Raw genomic sequence first — 20,198 nt, 5'->3', positions numbered from 1 at the left:
CCCTCAGCGCCTGCTGCGTTCAAGATCCAGATAGGACGGATCGAACCGCGCCAGCAGCGTCAGCCCCTTCCAGTCGGTGATGGTGATCTCCGCGCCCAGCCAGCGGATCAGCCCGCGGTCGCGCAGATCCCGCACCGCGCGGTTCACATGGATCGGCGAATAGCCCAGGATATCGGCCAGTTCGCGTTGCAGCAGCGGCAGGTGGAACTGATGCTCGGACGCGGCACCCACGGCGTTCAGCCGCGTATAGATTTCGCACAGCAGATGGGCCAGATGCGCGCTGGACCGCAGGGACGCCGCCGCCACCAGCCACTGCCGATGGATCGCCGCGTCCAGCACCGTGGCCATCCACAGAAGCCGGGTCAGATGGGGAAAATTCTCGGTGATCTCGGTCAGTTCGGTATGGTCGACGAATTCCACCTCGGCCGGGCCGACGGCAATGATCGAATGATCCAGCTTGGCCATCACCAGGGCGTGCAGATCCACGAAATCCCCCGGCACATGCAGCGCCGTGATCACCCGGTCGTCGGGCCGCCCGACAAGCGGATGGGACCGCGCCGACAATCCGCGCAGCATCATGCAACTGCGATCGGGGCTGCTGCCCGCAGGGACGATCACCTCCCCAGGGGCATAGCTCGCATGTTCGGTCTTCAACGTCCGCAGGCGTTCCAAGTCTTTCGTGCTGAGACTGTCACGCCTTTGAAGATAGCGGACAAAATACTCGGTGATCGCCAATTCGTTCCCCATCCTTTCCCGTGGTGTGGCAAATCGCCCGGACCGGCGCAATGGGATCAGGTTTCATCTAACATTCATTAAGCCAACTCAAATGCTTGGCTGTTGGTTTCACCTTATGCTCAGCCGCGCGCGGCCTGCCGCCCATGCGCCGGAACCCGCAGGGCGCTGCCCAGAGCCGCGAAACTCTCGGCGATGCCCGGCGTCCTGACGGTGATCAGGTCGTCAAGCTGGGGAAACAGCTTCACGGCCTCGTCCAGCCGGGGATCGGCCCCTGGAGCGTAAAGACCGGCGCGAATCATCAGTTCCGATTCCGAATAGGCGCCCAGGGCGGCCCTGGCCTTGCCGATCATCCTGTTTTCGTCGGGGGTGGCGGCGTCGGGCAAGGACCGCGACACCGACTTTACCACATCGATCGCCGGAAAGCGCCCGCGTTCCGCAATCGTGCGATCCAGGACCACATGCCCGTCCAGCGTGCCCCGCAGGATGTCGGCCACCGGCTCCTCCATGTCGGACCCGGCGACCAGGACGCTGAAGATGCCGGTGATGTCGCCCGTCCCCTCCAGCCCCGGCCCGGACCGCTCGGCCAGGGCCATGATCAGGTTCGACACGGATGGTGGAAAGCCGCGATAGCTGGGCGGCTCACCCGCGGCCAGGGCGATCTCGCGATGCGCCTCGGCGAATCGGGTGATCGAATCGGCCAGGAACAGCACATGCCGGCCCTGGTCGCGGAAATGTTCGGCCACCGCCATCGCGGCCCAGGCGCAGCGCCGCCGGATCAGCGGCGAACGGTCCGAGGTCGCGGCGACAATCACCGCCCGCGCCATGCCCTCTGGTCCCAGGGTCTTTTCGACGAATTCGCGCAATTCGCGCCCGCGTTCTCCGATCATGGCGATGACCACCACATCGGCCTGCACGCCCTTGGCAAGCCCCGACAGCAGCGTGGACTTGCCGACGCCCGATCCCGCGAACAGTCCGATCCGTTGGCCGGTGACCAGGGGCAACAGCGTGTCGAAGACGGCAAATCCCGTGGGCAGGCGCGCGCCCAGCCGTTTGCGGCGCACGGCGGGCGGGGCCTCGCGGCGATAGGGACGGGGTTCGCGGCCCGGTGTCAGGGGACGGCCGTCCAGGGGCTGGCCCAGCGGGTCGATGATTCGCCCCACCCAAGCGTCGCAGGGCGCAATCGAGGGGGCAAACAGCAGTTCGACCTGCGCCCCCACAGACAACCCTTCGGAATCGCCCTCGGGCAGCACATCGGCATGGCGCGGCGCAAGCCCCACGATTTCCCCCGCGACATGGCCTTTCTGAAGCGAAATCAGTACCCTGTCCCCGACCGAGGCATGGCTGTTCAACCCCTCGACCCGGATCAGGCCGGCCTGCATCGAATGCACCCGGCCAAAGTGCCGCGTCATGCGCAAATCCGCGATCCGTGTCGCGATCGAGGTCAGGTGATCCATGTCCGCCATCCGTTTTTTCCAGCCTGCAAACGGTTTCTAAACGAATCGGGGTTAAGACCGGGTTATCGCCAATGAGGGAGAAGCCTCATGTTTGAAAAGATCGAGATGATGCGCATGGCCCGTGCCCTGGGCGCCCATGCCAGCCAGCGGCACCTTGTCGTTGCGCGCAATATCGCCAATGCCGATACCCCCGGCTTCAAGGCCGCCGATACGGCGTCCTTTGCCGACAGCTATCGCACGGGCCTGGTCCCGATGCGGGCCACCGACCCGCGCCACCTTGCCACGCCCGAGTGGTCGCCCGTGACGCGCCAGACGGTGGATGAAACCGGCGTGTCGCCCAACGGCAACTCTGTCTCGCTGGAGGAGGAGATGCTGAAGGCGGCCGAGGTCAAGCGCAGCCACGACCTGTCGCTGGGCATCTACAGCTCGGCCCTGGACCTGATGCGGACCAGCATCGGAAGGAGAACGTGATGGACAAGCCCGTATCCGCCCTGCACCTGGCCGCGTCCGGGATGCGCGCGCAAAGCGAACGCCTGCGCCATACCGCCGAAAACATCGCCAATATCGATACGCCCGGCTATCGCCGCAAGCTGGTCACCTTCGAGGAGGCGACCCGTTTCGGCCGCCCCACCGGAGAGGTCGAGGCCTCGAAGCTGCGGCTGGACCGATCGGATTTGCCCCGCATCTACGACCCCTCGCACCCGATGGCGGACAAGGACGGCTATTACCTGGGGTCGAACGTCGACCTGGTGATCGAGATCGCCGATTCGCGCGAGGCGGGCCGCAGCTACGAGGCCAATCTGAAAATGTTCGAGCAGACGCGCCAGATGGGCGCGTCGCTTCTGGAACTTCTGCGCCGCTAGAAAGGTCGCCCCATGTTTACCAGTTTGAATGCAGCAAGCGCCTATTCCGCCGCCCGCACCGCCGTGGCGCCGGGCCAGCCCGCCCCAGCCGTCCAGGCCCTGTCCAATGCGGCCGAGGATTTCGCAGCCCAGATGGGCCAGGTCGACCAGGTCGCCACCGGCGCCATGACCGGCCAGGTGGAAACCCACCGCCTGGTCCAGACCCTGGCCGAGGCCGAGATGGCGATGGAGACCGTGGTCGCCATCCGCGACAAGGTGGTCGAGGCCTATCAGGAAATCCTGCGGATGCCGGTGTGAACCATGGATGAGACGCTGCTGTTCGACATGCTGCGCCAGGCCCTGCTGATCGCGGTCCGCATCTCGGCCCCGATGCTGGCGGTGGCGCTGATCGCCGGGGTGGTGATCGGCCTGTTCCAGGCGCTGACCTCGGTCCAGGAAATGACGCTGACCTTCGTGCCCAAGGTCGGGCTGATGCTGGGCGTCTTCTGGGTCACGATGAGCTTCATGACCACCGCGCTGTCCGACTTCTACCTCGGGCAGATCATCCCTCTGATCGCGGGAAGCTGAGCGATGGACAACGCGATCTATGCGACGCTGACCCGGCAATCCGGGCTGATGGCGGAAATGCGGGTGGTGGCCAACAACATCGCCAACGCCAACACCACCGGCTTCCGGCGGGAAGGCGTGATCTTCGCCGAACACCTGTCCGCGCTGGACCGGCATGGCGACACGCTGTCCATGGCCCATGCGCGGGGCCGGATGATCGACCTGGGCCAGGGCGTTCTGACCCAGACCAACGGCAATTACGACCTGGCCATCGAGGGCGAAGGCTTTTTTATGGTCGAGACGCCCGAGGGCAACCGACTGACCCGCGCCGGGGCCTTCCTGCCCTCGGCCGAGGGCGAGCTGATGACCGCCGAAGGCTTCCGCCTGCTGGACGAGGGGATGGCCCCGATCATCGTCCCGGCGGGCGCCAGCGGTGTGGCGGTGGGCGCGGACGGCACGCTGTCCGCGAACGGCGTGGCCTTCGGCAAGATCGGCGTCTTCACCGCACCCGAGGAGGCGCAACTGACCCATCAGGGCGGCACCTCCTTCACCATCGACGGACAGCCCGAACCCGTCGACGACGTTCGCATCCGCCAGGGCTTCCTGGAGGAATCCAACGTCGATTCCGTATTCGAAATCACCCGCATGATCGAAGTCCAGCGCGCCTATGAACTGGGCCAATCCTTCCTCGACCGTGAAGATCAGCGCATCCGCAGCGCGATCGCCGGCATGAGCCGCTGAAAGGACCACCGATGAGAGCCTTGCAAATCGCCGCGACCGGCATGAGCGCGCAGCAAACCCGTGTCGAGGTCATCTCGAACAACCTCGCCAACATGTCGACCACCGGCTACAACGCCCGGCGCGCCGAATTCGCCGACCTGACCTATCAGCAGGCGACGCGCCCCGGCATCGTGACGGCCGCCGACGGCACCGTCATCCCGGCGGGCGTGCAGCTGGGCCTGGGGGTGCGGCCCACGGCGGTCAGCATTAACCTGCAACAGGGGTCGCCGATCCAGACCGGGGGCGACCTGGATCTGGCCATCGACGGCAACGGCTATCTGGAGGTGACGCTGCCCTCGGGCATTTCGGCCTATACGCGCGACGGCGGGCTGAAACGGTCCCCGGACGGCCTGGTCGTCACCTCGGACGGCTATCCGGTGGTTCCGAACATCACCATCCCGGACGACGCGCGCTCGATCTCGATCAATGCCGCGGGCGAGGTTTACGCCGATTTCAACGATGAGGTCGAACCGGAGCTGCTGGGCCAGCTGACGATGGCGGGCTTTTCCAACGAAAAGGGCCTCGAAGCGATCGGCTCGAACCTGTTCCTGGAAACCGCCGCCTCCGGCACGCCCCAGGTGACGACGCCAGGCGTCGACGGGCTGGGCATTCTTCGCCAGGGCTATCTGGAGGACAGTTCGGTCGATCCCGTCCGAGAGATCACGGAACTGATCAAGGCGCAGCGCGGATACGAACTGAACGCCAAGGTCATCACCGCCGCCGACCAGATGCTGGCGGCCACGACGCAGGTGCGCTGATGCGGTGGCTGGCCCTTCTTCTGGCGCTTGCCCCCCTGCCCGCCTCGGCGGCGGTGCTGGCGGCGGCGCGCACGCTGCCTGCGGGCACGGTCATCACGGCTGCCGACCTGCGCGCGGTCGATGGCGACCGGCCGGGACTGTCCGATCCGTCCGAAGCCATCGGCTTGCAGACCCGCATCACCATCCACGAAGGCCGGCCGCTGCAAGCCTCGCTCTTGCAGGCGCCCAAGCTGATAGGGCGAAACCAGATCCATCCGCTGGTCTTCCAGCGCGGCGGGCTGCGGATCGTCGCCCAGGCGCGAACCCTGTCCGATGGCGCGGCGGGCGACGTGATCCGCGTCATGAACCTCGAATCCCGCAACACGATCAGCGCGGTCGTCCAGCCCGACGGCAGCCTGCTGGCCACGCAATAATCAAGGACATCCGATGAAACCGACCGCCCTGATCTGCCTTGCCCTTGCCGTGACCGCCTGCGCGCGGGCCGACCACCTGGGCAAGCCGCCCACCCTCACCTCGCCGCGCAACAGCGAGGAATTCATCGCCATGACCAACCCGCCGCTGGAAATCCCCGTCGATTCCGGCCGCCCCGAGGCCGCGGCCTCGTTGTGGGCGNCGTCGCTGATCAGCGACCGGCGGGCGGCCACGCGCGGCGATATCCTAACCGTGGTGATCGAGATCGACGACGAGGCGCAGATGACCAACACCTCGGGCCGCAGCCGCTCCTCGGGGGAAAGCGTCAGCGTTCCGCAGATGATCGGCATTCCGCAGCGCCTGAACAAGAAACTGCCCGAAGGCGCCAGCTTCGACAACCTGGCCGAAGCGGAATCCTCCTCGACCTACAAGGGCAGCGGCAACATCACCCGGCGCGACAAGCTGACCCTGCGCGTCGCCGCGACCGTGATCGACACGCTGCCCAACGGCACCTTGCAGATCGAAGGGACGCAGGAGGTCCGGGTGAACTATGAACTGCGCGAACTGACCGTCAGCGGCTTCGTGCGTCCCGCCGACATCGACCGCAGCAACGAGATCGCCTACGACCGCATCGCGGGCGCGCGCATCAGCTATGGCGGACGCGGGCAGATCACCGACGTGCAGCAACCCCGCTTCGGCCAGCAGATCGCCGACGTGATCCTGCCGTATTGAGGGTGGCCCATGAAGAAGATCCTGACCCTGCTGATCCCCATCCTGGCCCTTGTCGCGGGCGTCGCCGCCGGCGACATCCTTCGGCCCGCGCCCGAGGGAACCGAACAGGCCGCTGCCGAGGGCGATCATGGCGATGCAAAACCCGCCGCTGACGGACACGCCGCCGCTGCCGATCACGGCGGCGGCCACGGGGACGAGACCGCCGTTCCCGCCGAGGCCTGGTTCACCTTCCCGTCCCAGTTCTTCGTGCCGCTGATGCGCAACGGTGACATGGGCGCGGTGATGATCCTGACGCTGACTATCGAAACCGGCGGCGCCGAGCTGCCCGCGATGGAACAGCAGGAACACCGCCTGCGCGACGCCCTGCTGCGCGAATTGCTGATCCACGCCAATACCGGCGGCTTCGACGGCAACTTCACCTCCGAGGCGCGGCTGGCGCCGCTGCGCGAGCGCCTGCAAAAGGCCGCGCAGGCCAGCACCGACCTGCCTGTCAAGGCGGTCCTGATCGAGGATATCGCCCGCCAGGCAAGCTGACGGTTGCATCGGCAAGGCCGGCAGGGCAGAAACCGGCCCTGCCCGATCAAGGACATGCCGGTGGACCAAGCCTTTCCGGAAAGCGATTGCATCACGATCCTGCTGGCCAGCTATCGCGGCGCGGGCTTCATCCGGGCGCAACTGGACAGCATCGCGGCGCAGACCCACCCGAACTGGCGCCTGATCCTGTCCGACGACGGATCGGACGACGGAACCCCCGGCATCGTCGCGGCGTTCGCGGCCTCGCGCCCGGCCGGACAGGTGCAGATGATCGACGGGCCCCGCCGAGGCGCCACGCAGAATTTCCTGCACTTGCTGACCGCCGCGCCCGAAGGGGCCATCGCCTTTTGCGACCAGGACGATGTCTGGTTTCCCGACAAGCTGGCCCGCGCCGCGGCGGCGCTGTCACGGCGGGACGGCCCCGTCCATTACGCCGCCCGCACGATCATCACCGACGCCGCCCTGGTCCCGATCGCCCAGTCGCGGCATTTCCACCGCCCCTTGGGCTTCAGGAACGCTCTGGTACAGGCGATCATGGCGGGCAATACGTCGGTCTTCAACGCCGAGGCCGCCGCGCTGCTGCGCCGCTGCGCCGCTGCGGCCCGGGCGCGAAACATCGAATCGCATGACTGGTGGGCTTATCAGGTCACTTCGGGGGCGGGGGCGGCACTGATCCACGACCCCCGTCCCGCGCTGTTCTATCGTCAGCACGCTCACAGCGTGATGGGCCGCAACGATACGGTTCCGGCCCTTTCGCAGCGCATCGGCAAGTTGCTGGCGGGCGACTATGGCGGCTGGCTGGCAGCCAATCACGCCGCCCTGGAGGCCGTCCGATCGGAGCTTTTGCCCGAAAACCGCCGGATCTTGGACCGCTTCGGCGCGGCCCTGTATCAGCCGGGCCCGATGGCGGCAGCCCGGATGGCGCGGATCGGCCTCTATCGCCAGACCGCGCCCGGGACCGCCGCCCTGTTCGCGGCGGCCCTGTTGGGCAGGCTGCGTCAGCGCGGCCCCAGCAGCGCCATCAGATAGCGGCCATAGGAGTTCTTGGAAAACCGCTGCGCCTGTTCGCGCAGGGCGTCTTCGGTGATCCAGCCTGCCTCGAAGGCGATTTCCTCGGGGCAGCCGGTCTGCAATCCCTGCCGCTTTTCCAGGGTGCGCACGAAATTGCCCGCATCCAGCAGGCTGCCATGGGTGCCGGTATCCAGCCAGGCAAAGCCGCGGCCCATCTTCTCCACCGTCAGGCTGCCATCGTGCAGATAGCTTTCCAGAAGCGTGGTGATCTCAAGCTCGCCCCGTTCGGACGGGATGACCTGCCTGGCGCGTTCCGAGGCCGTGCCGTCCAGGAAATAAAGTCCGGTTACGGCAAAATTCGACGGCGGCAGTTCCGGCTTTTCGATGATCGCGCGGACCCGGCCGTCGGGCTGGAAGTCCACCACGCCATAGCGTTCGGGATCCGACACGCGATAGCCGAAGACCGTGCCCCCGCCGGTCCGCCCGTCCGCCGCCTTCAGCAGTTCGGGCAGGCCGTGGCCAAAAAAGATGTTGTCGCCCAGCACCATGGCCGAGGATGCGCCGGCCAGGAAATCCTCGGCCAGGAGATAGGCCTGGGCCAGCCCGTCGGGCGAGGGCTGGACGATCCATTCGAAGCGCAGACCCCATTGGGCACCGTCGCCCAGAAGCCGCTGGAACTGGGCCTGATCCTCGGGGGTGGTGATGATCGCGATGTCGCGGATTCCGGCCAGCATCAGCACGCTGATCGGATAATAGATCATCGGCTTGTCATACAGCGGCAGAAGCTGTTTCGACACGCCCATCGTGATCGGATAAAGGCGCGTTCCCGATCCGCCCGCCAGAATGATGCCCTTGCGTCCCGTCATCTTGCATATCCCAATTGCGTCAAAACCTGGTCGAGGTCAGCCTGCCAATCCGGGCGGGCAATACCGAAATCGCGCGCGATGCGCGAACAGTCCAGCCGCGAATTGGCCGGACGCTGCGCAGGCGTCGGATAATCGCTTCCGGGGATGTCCTGGACCGCGCAATCCAGCCCCGCACGCGCGAAAATGCGGCGCGCGAAATCCGCCCAGCTGACATCGGGCGCGCCGCTGAAATGATAAAGCCCGCCCTTGCCGCGGTCCGCCTGCATCTGCCGCGCCATCTCCAGCAGGGCGACGGCGATCCGGTGGGCGGCCGTCGGACCGCCGACCTGATCGGCGACCACGTTGATCCGGTCCCGCTCGGCCCCCAGGCGCAGCATCGTCTTGACGAAATTCGCGCCATCCGGCGAAAACACCCAGGATGTCCGCATCACCGCCCATTGCCCGCCGCACGCCGCAACCCGGCCCTCGCCCTCCAGCTTGGTTTGCCCATAGACGCCCAGCGGCCCCGTCGGCGCATCCTCGTCGCGCGCGTTGTCGCCCGTCCCATCAAAGACATAATCGGTCGAGACATGCAGAAACGGGATCCCCAGATCGGCCGCCGCCCCGGCCAGCAGGCCGGGCGCGGTGGCGTTCAGCATTGCCGCCGCCTCGGGCTCGGATTCGGCTCGGTCCACGGCGGTGTAGGCAGAGGCGTTGATGATTACCTGCGGCCGCAGCGCCTGAATCCGCGCGGCGACGGCCTGGGGTTCGGACAGATCGGCCTCAGCGCGGCCCCAGACGGTCGCCTCCGGCGCCAGGCGCGCCAGGGCCTGCCCAAGCTGCCCCGACCTTCCAAGAACCAGAAGCCCTGTCATCCGGCCTGCCCCAGGCGCTTCCCGACCCCGTCGCGCGACAAGAGCGGTTGCCACCAATCGCGACGGGTCAGATACCATTCGACGGTCCTGCGCAGGCCCTCCTCGACCGTGACGGATGGCCGCCAGCCCAGTTCGGTGCGGATCCGCGAAGGGTCGATTGCATAGCGGCGGTCATGCCCGGGGCGGTCGGAGACGAAGGTGATCAGGTCCGCATGCGGCGCGCCTTCGGGATGAAGATCGTCCATATGCGCGCAGATGGTGCGCACCAGGTCGATATTCTTGGCCTCGTTTTCGCCACCGATGTTGTAGCTGCTGCCGACCCGGCCCTTTTCGACGACCAGCAGCAGCGCATCGGCGTGATCCTCGACATAGAGCCAGTCGCGGACGTTGCCGCCGTCGCCATAGACGGGGATCGGCTCTCCCGCCAGGGCTTTCAGGATCACGACCGGCACCAGCTTTTCGGGGAAATGATACGGCCCGTAATTGTTCGAACAATTGGTCAGAACCACCGGCAGGCCATAGGTCTCGTGCCAGGCGCGCACCAGGTGATCGGACCCGGCCTTGCTGGCGGAATAGGGGCTGCGCGGATCATAGGGGGTGGTTTCGGTGAACTGGCCGGTGTCGCCCAGCGATCCGAAAACCTCATCGGTCGAGATATGGTGGAACCGGAATTCCCCTGGCCTGCCCTGCGCGATCCAGTAAGCCCGCGCGGCCTCCAGCATGTTGAAGGTGCCGATCACATTGGTTTCGATGAAGGCGGCGGGTCCGTCTATGGATCGATCCACATGGCTTTCGGCGGCCAGATGCATCACCACGTCAGGCCGATGGGACGCGAAAACTCGATCCAACGCAGCCCTGTCGCGGATGTCTACCTGTTCGAAGCGATAGCGCGGGCTGTCTGCGGCCTCGGCCACATTTGCGGGATTGGCGGCATAGGTCAGGGCATCGACATTGACCACATCGTGTCCACGCGAAACGGCCAGGCGCACCACGGCCGAGCCGATGAAGCCGGCGCCGCCGGTCACAAGGATTTTCATGCTGCGGTCCTGTATTCAAAAGGAGATGTCCATTCGGCAAAGGGGGGGGCGTCGCGGTCCTTGTTGGACAGCAGCGGATCGTCCACCCCCCAATCGATGCCAAGGCTGTCCCATCGGACAGCCCCATCGCTCGCCCGGTCGTAATGGGCGGTGCATTTGTAGATGATTTCGGTGTCCGGTTCCTGGGTTACGAAACCATGCAGAAACCCGATCGGTATCCAGAGCTGACGACCGTTATCATGGCTGAGCTGGACTGCGACCCATCGGCCATAGGTGGGGCTGCCCCGCCGGGCATCGACCGCCACGTCCAGAAGCGCGCCCCGTCCGCAGCGCACCAGCTTGCCCTGCGCAAAGGGCGGAGCCTGATAGTGCAACCCGCGCACCGTTCCCGCGCGGCGCGACATTGAATGGTTGTCCTGCACGAAATCGGGCAGGTCCAGTCCGGCTTCCGCCAAGGCCTTGCGATTCCAGCTTTCCGAAAAGAAACCCCGTTCGTCGCCAAACCGCGCGGGGGTCAGGATCAGGACATCGGGCAAGGCGGTGGCTTCTATCTTCATCAGATCAACCCAAGGACTGGAAACATCGCCTACCGTCTATGCGATAGGGCAGAGCCTGTCACTTGTCAGGCGAAAAAATCCCGTCCTTCACTCAATCACCAGATCGGCATGAAGCGCCCCTGCCGCATGGATCGACTTCAGGATGTCGATCATTTCCCGCGGCCGGACACCAAGGGCATTCAGCCCTTCGACCAGATCACTAAGCGAGGTCTCGCCCGCCACCTCGGCAAAGCCGATGCCGGGTTCGTTGCGCAATTCGGCAACCGTCCTGGGCACAGTCACGGTTTCGCCCCGCGCAAAGGGGTTGGGCTGCGACACCATGGGTGCCTCGCTCACGCTCAGCGTCAGGGCACCCTGCGACACCGCCACCCGAGAGATGCGCACCCTTTCCCCAATCACGATGGTGCCCGATTTGTGGTCGATGACCACCTTGGCCCGGTCCTCGGGTTCGACGGTCAGGTTCTCGATCCGCCCCAGAACGCGCGCCGGATTGACGGCGCCGAGCTGGCGGAATTCGACAAGAACCGTGCCGCTGTCCTGGGTCGTCGCAACACGGCGATCAAAATCGCTGTTGATCGCATCCTCGATCCGGGTCGCGGTCGTGAAATCGGCGTTCCGCAGGGCGACGCGGATATTCTGGATGCCGGCGAAATCGAACTCGACCTCCCGCTCGACCCGCGCGCCGACCGGGATCTTGCCCGAGGTCGGCACACCTTCGACCACGCGGGCGGCCTCGCCTTCGACCGCCGCGCCGCTGGCGATGATCGAACCCTGGGCCACCGCATAGATGTTGCCGTCCGCCGCCTTCAACGGCGTCATCACCAGGGTCCCGCCCAGCAGGCTCTTGGCGTCCCCGATGGTCGAGACGCTGACGTCGATGCGGCTGCCCGAACGCGCGAAGGGCGGCAGGGTCGCAGTGACGACCACAGCCGCGACGTTGCGGGATCGCAGCGCCTCGTCCGTGACGTTGACGCCCAGCCGCTCCAGCAGCCCCGCCAGCAGTTCCTCGGTGAAGGGGGCGTTGCGAAAGCCGTCGCCGGTGCCGTCCAGGCCGACGACCAAGCCATAGCCCACCAGGTCGTTGCCGCGTACGCCGTCGAAATCGGCCAGATCCTTGATGCGGACCGGGGCGGCTGCCGCGATCACAGGCAGCAATGCCATGACGATCATCGCAAGAAGACGCCGCATCACAGATAATCCACCAGCTTCAGCTGCGATAACCGTCCGATCACGGAGTAAAGCGTATCCAACTTGGTTTCCGCATCGCTGAGCGCGGTTGAGGTCGCCAGCGGATCGGCCTCTCGCAAGGTGTTGCGGGCAGTTTGCAGCGTGGCTGTCGCAGCGGACCCCTCGGTCTGAGCCGTGGCGATAAGCTGCTGAGCATAACCCACGCGTGCCATCTCGGCGATCAAGGGCGGCGAGTTGTCCAGCAGCGACTTGCCTGCCGCCTGCAACAGCATCCGTTGTTCGGCTCCGTTTCCGGCCAGGGCGCCGCGATCGACCATCGCCGCCGTCGCCAAGCCCTTGAGGCTGTCGCGGATGGCGGGCGACAGGGCGGTCGTGGTCAGGGTGATCGTCATGCTTTCACCGATGGGGGTCAGTTGCCCGCCGGTTCCGCCATGATAGGCGACATCCGCAAAACCGCCCGCGCCAGGGGGCGCATCGAACCAATCCGACACCGCCTGGGCCACATCTGCCGCCGTGGTCAGCCCTGCGACCTGGGTCGTCAAGGCGGTCAGGATGGTTTCGGCCGAGGCAAGGGGCTGGGTATCGCTTTGCATGCCGGAAAACAGAAAACGCTGCCCGACCGAGCCGTTCAGCTGGCCGATCACCGCCTGCAAGGACGAAGCCGCTTCCGCCGAGCGGGTGGCCACAAGCGCATCCGTCGCGGCCTGGGGCTCCAGGTAAAGGCTCTGCCCTATCCGGGTGGCCGTCGTCTGGACCGAGGTCAGCGCGTCCTGCATTCCCTTGGTATGGGCGGCGGCCTCGGCAGCGTTGCGCCCGAACTGCGCCAGCGCAGCAAGCCGCGCTTCGATCCCGGCGAGGTTCTGGGTGTTGCCTTGCAGCCTGCCGCCCAGGTCGGCGACTTCGCCGCTGGCCAGTTCGGCAGTCAAGGTTGCCATGGTGGTCTTGATCCGGTTCGTCGCGGCCTGCATGGCAAAGGCGCGCGCCTGATCCCCGATGGGTTGCACCGTCATCGTCATATCCCCAGTATCTGATCCATCATGGTCTGAATGGCCTGAATGACCCGCGCATTGGCGGCATATGCCTGTTCATATTGCAGCAGCCGCTGCATTTCGGCATCGCTGTCCACCCCATCCGCCGCCAGCCGCGACCAGATCGTATCGGCTTGCCCATTGCGGATCGCGGCGTCGGATTGGGCATTCACCCGCGCGGTCGAGACCTGCGATTCCACCGTACCCAGGCGGTCGGCCAATGAGGCCTTGCCGCTGAATCCGGTGCCCGCCAAGGCTGCGGTCGCCTGGTTCAGGGCATCCGACATCGCGACCAGCAGGGTGGCGTCGCCAACGGCACCTTCTGCACCGGCTGCCAGCCCGGACCGCAGGCGCCACACATCGCCGCCCTGGGATTCGATGACGGCGGTGTTCAGGCTGATCCGCCCTGCCAGCCCCGTCTTGTCCGCCAGGCTGGCGCGGACGCCGTCGTCGGTGAACAATCCCGCCGAGGTGGCGGTCAAGGTGCCGTCGACCGCAGGATCGGCCAGCCGTTCATGCAGGTCATAGGCAAGATCGTCCAGCGACGCCTGAACCGCAGGGGCCAGTTCGTCGCGGATGGCGAAATTCGCCGCCAGCGACCCGCCCGCGTAAAGCCGCATCTGGGCCTGCGTCAGGTCGATCCCGTTCTGCGTCAGCAGCGCCAGCCCGGATCCGACCGTCTGGCCAGCCGTCACCTGACCAGCCGCGTCGAAGCCGAAGGCGGTCGGCGTAGTGCCGTCCAGAAGCACGGCACCTCCGGTCGTGAACAGGGCCACGGCACCGGCGGCGCGCGTCACCTCTTGCACCGGGACGATCTTGGAGATCTCGCTGATGATCCCCTGCCGCTGGTCGATCAAAGACGAGGGGTCCGACCCGTCGGCTTCCATCACCGTGATCCGGCGATTGAGATGCGCGACCTCGGCCAGGGACTTGTTCAGCGTGGCGACATCGGTGGCGATCGCCTGATCCGCCGCGCTACGGGCGGCCTGAACCTGGTCCGAGGCCGCATTCAGCCGCGAGGCCAGAGCCTGCGCCTTGTCCACGGCCTGCGTCAGGCGGATTTCGTCGTCGGGGCGGCTGGCGGCCGATGACAATGCGGTCTGGAAATCGGTCAGCGCCGCGCCCAGGCTGCCGGCATTGCCGGCGATGCCGATCTGATCCTCGATCGCGGTGGCGAAGGCCAGCCGGGTGGAAGCCTCGGCCCTCGCGGCCTCGGCCAAGCGGGACTCGGACAGCACGCTGGCATTCACGGCGCGGGTGACGCCATCGACGCGCACGCCCCCGGCATTGCCGCCCGCGGTCTGGGCGCTGACCGCCAGTTCCCGCCGGGCATAGCCGGGGGTCGCGGCATTGGCCAGGTTCGCCGCCACGGTTTCGGTCCCCCGCGCCGTGGCCGTCAAGCCTGACACGGCATTTCCAAGGGCGCGCGCGATGCTCATCCCAACTTACCCCTTAGCGCTTGATATTGGTGGTTTCCTGCAGCATCTCGTCGACGGTCTGGATGATCTTGGCGTTCGACGAATAGGCGCGCTGCGTCATGATCAGATGGGTCAGTTCCTCGGCCACGTCGGTGGTCGATTCTTCCAGCGCATAGCCTTGGACGGAACCCGTCGGGCCGTCGCCCGCGTCCCACAGGAAGAAGCTGCCCGAGGTGGGTGAGATCGTGAAGGCCTGCGAATCGACCGAGACCAGGCCGTTGGGGTTGGGCACGTCCACCAGCGGGATCTGATACAGCGTCTTGACGAAGCCGGTGTCATAGCTGGCTTTCAGGAAACCGTCCGCATCCACCTCGACCGTGGTCAGGTTGCCGACCGGCGAGCCGTTCTTGGTGACGTTGGTGGGCGAGAAATTAGCCGAAAGCTGGCGCATACCCGTCGTCCCGCCCGGCGTACCGATGACCAGATCCATGGACCCGCCCGCCACGGCCAGACCGATCGCCCCCGTGACCGGGTCGTAAGCCCCGCCGCTAAGCGTGGTCACGCTGGCGATGCTGCCGCCGTTCGCCTGACTTTCATCGAAAACGATCCGGTACGATCCGACCAGATTGGACGCCGGATTCGACGCCGAATCGCGGACCTCCATCACCCAAGTGCTGGACATGCCTGTGGCGTCCGAGATGTTGGGAGTGAAGGTGATATTCAAGGATTCCGACGTGCCCAGGTTGCCGAAATATTCCACCTTGTAAGGGATCGAGGCGCCTGACGCCGTGGGCAGCGTTTCGGTCGCGGGCAGGTTGACGCCAAGGGATATCTGGGTGGTCGGATCGCCGGCGGTCTGGTTGGCGCTGATCTGGACGGGCACCAGCCCGGTCATGGTATCGCGCGACATCACCGGGATGCTGCCATCCGCCTGGGCGGGCCAGCCCATCAGGACCAGACCGGATTGTGTGCGCAGGATACCCTCGGCATCGGTGCGGAACGATCCGGTCCGGGTCATCATGAACGGCAGGTCGGTAAAGCCGTTGTCCAGATCCACCGCCGATGTCACCGGCAGCATTCCGCGCCCGGACACCGCGATGTCCAGCGGGTGAGAGGTGGTGGACAGCCCCCCGTCATCCTCGATCAGGCGCTGCGTCGTCGCCGTGACGCCGCCCGCAGAATACAGCCCGGCGATGCGATGCTGGTTCAGCACGAAGGAATTGAAGTCCGTTTCCATCCGTTTGTAGCCATAGGTGCCCGAGTTCGCGATGTTGTCGGAAATCGTTGCAAGACGGGTGGAGTTTGCCGCCAGCCCGGAAACACCGGCGCTCATCGCGGAAGACATTGACATGGCATCACCTTTTTCAGTTCGTCTTGATCATCCGACGCAGGGCTTAAGATTCGCCTAATCGCGCCGGCCTATCTGAGTAAAATCACTTCGATCCGGTTGTTAGCCGGATCCATGGGGTTTCCGGTCTTGCTCTTGCGGTCGGCATATCCTGTAACCCGCTGGATTCGCTTGGCGTCCAGGCTGGATCCCTCCAGCAGGTTGCGGACCGCATGGGCGCGGGCGTCCGACAGCGCCCAGACCGGAGAGTTCACCAGCATCTCGGGATAGGCCCGGACATGGCCGGAAACGGCGATCTGGTTGCGGGTCTTGGCGATAACGCGGGCGATGATTCGGGTCAGTTCGGACAGGACCGGCTGAGGCTGGGCGCTGTCTTCCACGAACAGCGCCTGGTCGGTCAGATCGCCCAGTTCAATGACCAGCCCCTCGTCGGTCATGCGGGTGACGACATGGCGCAGAAGATTGGTCAGCTGCTGCGATTCGCCGCCGGTGGCGCGAAGCTGGCGGCCGATCTCCTCGGCCACCTGGTCCAGGGTCGCGTCCGAGGCGTCCTTGCCCAGCTGTTCCACCCCCTCGCCCGAGGCGCCGGGGGTCCGCACGATGGTCGGATTGAAATACTCGGCCAGGCCCGCGCGCTGCTGTTCTGTGGTGGCGTTCAGAAGCCACATCAGCAGAAAGAACGCCATCATGGCGGTCACGAAATCCGCATAGGCAACCTTCCAGGCGCCGCCATGGTGGCCGGCTTCGCTGGAAGCGGTCACCCGCTTGATCAGGATCGTCGGACCCGTCTCCGCCTTCTGCCGTGCCATCGCCATTCCGCCATCGCTGTTCAGGCGCAATGTCGCGGCAAGTCGGCTTTGGAACAAGCCGACCCCTCAAATGCTAGGCATTATCCGCGGACGGAACGACCCGATCAGTCGCTGTGCCAGCCGCTGATGGCCTTGGAATCCATGAACTCCTCCAGCCCCATGACACCGCCCTCGCGGGCGCGGCCCGACATCTTGACGCCGCCGAAGGCCGACCCCGCCCCGCGCGACTGGCCATTCATCTCGACCATCCCCGACCGCAGGCGCCGCGCCACGCGGTTGCGGCGCGCGCCGTCCTGGGACTGGACATAGTTGGTCAGCCCGTAGGGCGTGTCGTTGGCGATCTCGATGGCCTGTTCCTCGGAATCGAAGGGGATGATCGACAGGACCGGACCGAAGATTTCCTGCTGGGCGATGGTCATGTCGTTGCTGACATCGGCAAAGACGGTCGGGCGGACGAAATAGCCGCGGTTCACGCCCTCGGGCAGGCCGGTGCCGCCGGCGACCAGGCGCGCCCCCTCGTCGATGCCCTTCTGGATCATATCCTGGATCCGGTCCCATTGCAGCTTGCTGACCACAGGGCCGATATGCTTTCCGGGCTGATGCGCGCTGGCCACCTGCGTTTCCTGGGCGACCCTGGCCGCCGTTTCGACCGCCTGGTCATAGATCGAGCGTTCGACCAGCATCCGGGTCGGCGCGTTGCAGGACTGGCCGCTGTTATAGAAGCAATGCCGCGCGCCGCGCACCACCGCCTTGTCGTCGGCATCGGCGAAGACGATGTTGGCCCCCTTGCCGCCCAGTTCCAGCACGACCTTCTTCAGCGTGTCCGCCGCCGCCTTGGTGATCGCGATCCCGGCGCGGGTCGATCCGGTGAAGCTGATCATGTCCACGTCCTTGTGGGTCGACAGCTGCGTGCCGACCCCCGGTCCGTCGCCGTTCACCAGGTTGAAGACGCCCCTGGGCGGGCCCGCCTCGTCCACGATCTCGGCAAAGATCAGCGACGACAGGGGCGCGATCTCGGACGGTTTCAGCACGCAGGTATCGCCCGCCAGGATCGCCGGGATGACCTTCAGCGTGACCTGGTTCATGGGCCAGTTCCAGGGCGTGATCAGCCCGACAACGCCCACCGGCTCCCATGCCACCATCGAGGTCGGGGCGTGATCCCCCAACGGGCGGATGAAGTCGAATTCCTTGAAGGCGTTGATGAAATTCTGGATGTGATAGGTGCCCGCGGCAACCTGGTCGCCCAGCGACATGTCCTGCGGCGCGCCCATTTCGTGACTGATCGCCCAAGCCATGTCCGGCGCCCGGCGATTGTAGATTTCCAGGATCCGTTCGACATGGCGCAGCCGTTCTGCGGGCTCGGTGAGCGACCAGTCGGCGAACGCCGCCTTGGCGGCGGCGACCGCCCGGTCGGTATCGGCCCGGTCGCCCAGGCTGATGACCGCCACGGCCTCCTCGGTCGAAGGGTCGATCACCTCGAGGTCGTTGGCCCGGACGGGATCGACCCATTCCCCGTCGATATAGAACTTGCGCTTGTCCAGCAGCCCGGTCATGGCGATCCCTTCCCCGTTCGGATTTCCCGCACAAGGTGAAACGACGGGCGGCCCTGTGCAAGCCTTGTTAATCTCGACCAATGAAGTAGATAAAAGACTGGCATTCCGGTTCGTTTCCCCTATTCTGCCGGAACGTTCCCTCTCGAAAGGCCCCTCATGTCCCTGCGTATCAACGACATCGCCCCCGATTTCACCGCCCCCTCGACCGAGGGCGAGATCCGCTTTCACGACTGGCTGGACGGAAGCTATGCGATCCTCTTCAGCCATCCGCGTGATTTCACGCCGGTCTGCACGACCGAATTCGGCGCCGTGGCCCGGCTGGTCCCGGAATTCGAGAAGCGCGGCACCAAGGTTCTGGGCGTCTCGGTCGATTCGGTCGAGGATCACGGCAAATGGAAGCGCGACATCGAACAGGTTGCGGGTGTCCCGGCGAATTTCGCGATCATCGACGACCGCGACCTGACCGTCGCCAAGGCCTATGACATGCTGCCGGCCGAATATTATCTGCCGAACGAAGGCCGCACCCCGGCCCATTCGGCTACCGTGCGCAGCGTGTTCATCATCGGTCCCGACAAGAAGATCCGCCTGACGCTGACCTATCCGATGTCCATCGGCCGCAACTTCGCCGAGATCCTGCGCGCGCTGGACGCGGTGCGCAAGACCGACGGCGTGCCCATCGCGACCCCCGCCGACTGGCAGCCGGGCCAGGACGTGATCGTGGCCCTGTCGCTGGACGACAAAGCGGCCGAGGAAAAATACGGCCCGCTGGACATCAAGCTGCCCTATCTGCGCTTTGCCAAGGATCCCGCGTAACACCCCTATCGGCCGCGCCCGGGGTGCGGCCGATCCTCAGGCCGACTGCTCTCAGGGATTTTCCCAGGCCCGGCGCAGCCAATCGATCTTGCCGATCCGACGATAGACCTTATGCCCTCGGCCGGCAAAGACATCCTCCATCTTCGGCGCCCCGGCAAACAGGACGATCCTTGCACCTTCGGGCAAACTGGGGTCGCGCAGATAGCTGGCGACGTTCCTCGGCACGCAGTCATTCTTGAAACTGACGCACCATCCACGCGGCCAATAGGTCAGCTTGCCCTGCCGATCCAGCAGATCGCTGACCAACTGCTGTTCGTGTTCATAACGGGCCGAGGCACCCGCGGGATCAGCAAGATAGCTGTCCAGCACTTCGGGATGCGCGCCAATGGTGAAACGGAAGACCGAGGTATTGCCGACCATATGCAGGAAGCGGTCGCGAGCGGGCCGCAGGCGGCGCAGAGGTTTCGGACGAAACAGATCGTCATCACGAATGATCGGCACCTCGCCTGGATAATCGAAGAACGGCGCCAGATCGCCAACGACCACCAGGTCCAGATCCAGGAACAGCGCCGTCCCTGAAAGCCCCCCCAGATCGCGGCGAAACAGCGCCAGCTTGCGCCAGCGCGTATCGGAATTGCCCTTGGGCAGGCCCAGTTCGGGCAGCGGCAGGGCCTCAATTTCCGGCGCCAGCCCCTTGGCATCATCGGTGAAGCAGATGAAGCGGTGCGGCCGGTCCAGGTGTCGGCGCACCTGCGCGGCCAGCCGGTTGACATCCGCAGCACCGTAGAGTGTGCCCCATTTCATCGTCAGGATCAGCAAGGGCTTGCTGTTCATGTCCAGATCTCGCTTTTTGAAGGCAGCTTGCGCCAAGCCGGACCCGCCTGGCAAGCAGGGCCTGGCGAC

At 65.6% G+C, this 20,198-nt stretch carries 24 protein-coding genes; 11 read left to right on the top strand and 13 right to left on the bottom strand.

From position 1 onward, the window contains the following. Window positions 1–3: 3 nt before the first annotated feature. Together ACTJI6_RS04925 and ACTJI6_RS04920 are read right to left on the bottom strand one after the other, a co-directional pair. Complete coding sequence (locus tag ACTJI6_RS04925; protein ID WP_241232640.1) at window positions 4–747, bottom strand: Crp/Fnr family transcriptional regulator; 744 nt, start codon at window positions 745–747, stop codon at window positions 4–6. A 107-nt stretch (window positions 748–854) separates the two neighbouring features. After that, window positions 855–2,189 carry a FliI/YscN family ATPase gene (locus ACTJI6_RS04920; RefSeq protein WP_440798357.1) on the bottom strand — a complete coding sequence of 445 codons (1,335 nt, stop codon included), beginning with the start codon at window positions 2,187–2,189 and terminating at the stop codon, window positions 855–857. An 87-nt stretch (window positions 2,190–2,276) separates the two neighbouring features. On the opposite strand from ACTJI6_RS04920, the gene ACTJI6_RS04915 reads away from it, so the two are divergent. From ACTJI6_RS04915 to ACTJI6_RS04870, 10 genes are all read left to right on the top strand, one after another. Next, a complete protein-coding gene (locus tag ACTJI6_RS04915; RefSeq protein ID WP_126153028.1) occupies window positions 2,277–2,660 on the top strand; it encodes a FlgB family protein in 384 nt (127 codons plus the stop codon). Then, a complete protein-coding gene (gene flgC / locus ACTJI6_RS04910) occupies window positions 2,660–3,052 on the top strand; it encodes a flagellar basal body rod protein FlgC (RefSeq protein WP_440798354.1) in 393 nt (130 codons plus the stop codon). Before ACTJI6_RS04915 ends, flgC begins: the two co-directional genes overlap by 1 nt. A gap of 12 nt (window positions 3,053–3,064) precedes the next feature. Then, window positions 3,065–3,349, top strand: coding sequence for a flagellar hook-basal body complex protein FliE (fliE, locus tag ACTJI6_RS04905; RefSeq protein WP_126153030.1), 285 nt, complete (start codon window positions 3,065–3,067; stop codon window positions 3,347–3,349). Window positions 3,350–3,352: 3 nt separating this feature from the next. Further along, on the top strand, window positions 3,353–3,619 hold the full coding sequence (locus tag ACTJI6_RS04900; RefSeq protein ID WP_126153031.1) for a flagellar biosynthetic protein FliQ: 267 nt from the start codon (window positions 3,353–3,355) through the stop codon (window positions 3,617–3,619). A gap of 3 nt (window positions 3,620–3,622) precedes the next feature. Further along, window positions 3,623–4,339: a flagellar hook-basal body complex protein gene (locus ACTJI6_RS04895; RefSeq protein WP_440798352.1), complete on the top strand. Its 717-nt coding sequence runs from the start codon at window positions 3,623–3,625 to the stop codon at window positions 4,337–4,339. Window positions 4,340–4,350: 11 nt separating this feature from the next. After that, window positions 4,351–5,136: a flagellar basal-body rod protein FlgG gene (flgG, locus tag ACTJI6_RS04890; protein ID WP_440798350.1), complete on the top strand. Its 786-nt coding sequence runs from the start codon at window positions 4,351–4,353 to the stop codon at window positions 5,134–5,136. After that, entirely contained in the window at window positions 5,136–5,549 is a 414-nt protein-coding gene (gene flgA / locus ACTJI6_RS04885) for a flagellar basal body P-ring formation chaperone FlgA (RefSeq protein ID WP_440798348.1), read from the top strand. Before flgG ends, flgA begins: the two co-directional genes overlap by 1 nt. Window positions 5,550–5,562: 13 nt before the next feature. Then, window positions 5,563–6,279: a flagellar basal body L-ring protein FlgH gene (gene flgH / locus ACTJI6_RS04880; RefSeq protein WP_440798346.1), complete on the top strand. Its 717-nt coding sequence runs from the start codon at window positions 5,563–5,565 to the stop codon at window positions 6,277–6,279. Window positions 6,280–6,288: 9 nt separating this feature from the next. Next, complete coding sequence (locus ACTJI6_RS04875) at window positions 6,289–6,813, top strand: hypothetical protein (RefSeq protein ID WP_440798344.1); 525 nt, start codon at window positions 6,289–6,291, stop codon at window positions 6,811–6,813. A gap of 60 nt (window positions 6,814–6,873) precedes the next feature. Then, window positions 6,874–7,842, top strand: a complete 969-nt coding sequence (locus ACTJI6_RS04870) for a glycosyltransferase (protein ID WP_440798342.1) — start codon at window positions 6,874–6,876, stop codon at window positions 7,840–7,842. On the opposite strand, the gene rfbA is transcribed toward ACTJI6_RS04870, so the two are convergent. The 10 genes from rfbA to ACTJI6_RS04820 form a co-directional block, all read right to left on the bottom strand. Next, window positions 7,812–8,690 (bottom strand): glucose-1-phosphate thymidylyltransferase RfbA, encoded by an 879-nt coding sequence (gene rfbA, locus ACTJI6_RS04865; protein ID WP_440798340.1) that lies wholly within the window; start codon window positions 8,688–8,690, stop codon window positions 7,812–7,814. The genes ACTJI6_RS04870 and rfbA overlap by 31 nt on opposite strands. Beyond that, window positions 8,687–9,544 carry a dTDP-4-dehydrorhamnose reductase gene (gene rfbD / locus ACTJI6_RS04860; protein ID WP_440798338.1) on the bottom strand — a complete coding sequence of 286 codons (858 nt, stop codon included), beginning with the start codon at window positions 9,542–9,544 and terminating at the stop codon, window positions 8,687–8,689. The genes rfbA and rfbD overlap by 4 nt, the downstream gene beginning before the upstream one ends. Beyond that, window positions 9,541–10,581 carry a dTDP-glucose 4,6-dehydratase gene (gene rfbB, locus ACTJI6_RS04855; protein ID WP_440798336.1) on the bottom strand — a complete coding sequence of 347 codons (1,041 nt, stop codon included), beginning with the start codon at window positions 10,579–10,581 and terminating at the stop codon, window positions 9,541–9,543. Before rfbB ends, rfbD begins: the two co-directional genes overlap by 4 nt. Beyond that, complete coding sequence (rfbC, locus tag ACTJI6_RS04850) at window positions 10,578–11,138, bottom strand: dTDP-4-dehydrorhamnose 3,5-epimerase (protein ID WP_440798334.1); 561 nt, start codon at window positions 11,136–11,138, stop codon at window positions 10,578–10,580. Before rfbC ends, rfbB begins: the two co-directional genes overlap by 4 nt. Before the next feature lie 87 nt (window positions 11,139–11,225). Next, a complete protein-coding gene (locus ACTJI6_RS04845) occupies window positions 11,226–12,308 on the bottom strand; it encodes a flagellar basal body P-ring protein FlgI (protein WP_126153115.1) in 1,083 nt (360 codons plus the stop codon). A gap of 17 nt (window positions 12,309–12,325) precedes the next feature. Further along, window positions 12,326–13,336 carry a hypothetical protein gene (locus tag ACTJI6_RS04840; protein ID WP_440798332.1) on the bottom strand — a complete coding sequence of 337 codons (1,011 nt, stop codon included), beginning with the start codon at window positions 13,334–13,336 and terminating at the stop codon, window positions 12,326–12,328. A 2-nt stretch (window positions 13,337–13,338) separates the two neighbouring features. Continuing rightward, window positions 13,339–14,793, bottom strand: coding sequence for a flagellar hook-associated protein FlgK (gene flgK / locus ACTJI6_RS04835; RefSeq protein WP_440798330.1), 1,455 nt, complete (start codon window positions 14,791–14,793; stop codon window positions 13,339–13,341). Between the two features lie 13 nt (window positions 14,794–14,806). Then, on the bottom strand, window positions 14,807–16,123 hold the full coding sequence (locus ACTJI6_RS04830) for a flagellar hook protein FlgE (protein ID WP_440798328.1): 1,317 nt from the start codon (window positions 16,121–16,123) through the stop codon (window positions 14,807–14,809). Window positions 16,124–16,191: 68 nt separating this feature from the next. Beyond that, window positions 16,192–16,929, bottom strand: coding sequence for a flagellar motor protein MotB (locus tag ACTJI6_RS04825; RefSeq protein WP_440798326.1), 738 nt, complete (start codon window positions 16,927–16,929; stop codon window positions 16,192–16,194). Window positions 16,930–17,033: 104 nt separating this feature from the next. Next, window positions 17,034–18,473 (bottom strand): aldehyde dehydrogenase family protein, encoded by a 1,440-nt coding sequence (locus ACTJI6_RS04820; RefSeq protein ID WP_440798641.1) that lies wholly within the window; start codon window positions 18,471–18,473, stop codon window positions 17,034–17,036. A gap of 165 nt (window positions 18,474–18,638) precedes the next feature. On the opposite strand from ACTJI6_RS04820, the gene ACTJI6_RS04815 reads away from it, so the two are divergent. After that, window positions 18,639–19,295 carry a peroxiredoxin gene (locus ACTJI6_RS04815; RefSeq protein ID WP_126153047.1) on the top strand — a complete coding sequence of 219 codons (657 nt, stop codon included), beginning with the start codon at window positions 18,639–18,641 and terminating at the stop codon, window positions 19,293–19,295. 51 nt (window positions 19,296–19,346) lie between these two features. On the opposite strand, the gene ACTJI6_RS04810 is transcribed toward ACTJI6_RS04815, so the two are convergent. Then, entirely contained in the window at window positions 19,347–20,129 is a 783-nt protein-coding gene (locus tag ACTJI6_RS04810; protein WP_440798323.1) for a hypothetical protein, read from the bottom strand. Window positions 20,130–20,198: the final 69 nt, after the last annotated feature.

The organism is Paracoccus sp. 22332 (genome assembly GCF_052045125.1).
GTDB classification, from domain to species: Bacteria; Pseudomonadota; Alphaproteobacteria; order Rhodobacterales; family Rhodobacteraceae; genus Paracoccus; species Paracoccus haematequi_A.
The sequence above is the reverse complement of the archived record's forward strand: the minus strand, read 5'-3'. Positions and strand labels throughout refer to the sequence as shown.